This is a genomic window from Paracoccus sp. S4493 (genome assembly GCF_000967735.1).
GTDB classification, from domain to species: Bacteria; Pseudomonadota; Alphaproteobacteria; order Rhodobacterales; family Rhodobacteraceae; genus Paracoccus; species Paracoccus marcusii.
Genome location: NZ_JXYF01000569.1, coordinates 1 through 279 on the forward strand (window position 1 = coordinate 1; position 279 = coordinate 279).

At 78.9% G+C, this 279-nt stretch carries 1 pseudogene; it reads left to right on the forward strand.

What is annotated here, in order from left to right:
• Positions 1-279, forward strand: a pseudogene (locus TW83_RS21715) (hypothetical protein); the annotation flags it as partial.

The following is a 279-nucleotide window of genomic DNA, read 5'->3' on the forward strand; positions in this document are numbered from 1 at the left end:
GGCCGAGGAAGAGCGCCGTGCCGCCGCCGAAGCCGCCGCCGAGGCAGAGCGCCAAGCCGAGGCCGAGCGTCAGGCGGCTGCCGAACAGGCTGCGCGCGAGGCGGCGGATCGGCAGGCACTGGAAGACGCGCTGCGCGATGCGCAGGGCGGGGCAGGGGGGCAGGACGCCGCCTCTGGCTCCGACACGGCCGGCAGCCCGTCGCAGACCATTGAGGGCGGCAGCGGCGCCTCGGCCGGGCTGGACCCGCTGGCCGCCGCGCTGGCAGGCGCCATGGCGGG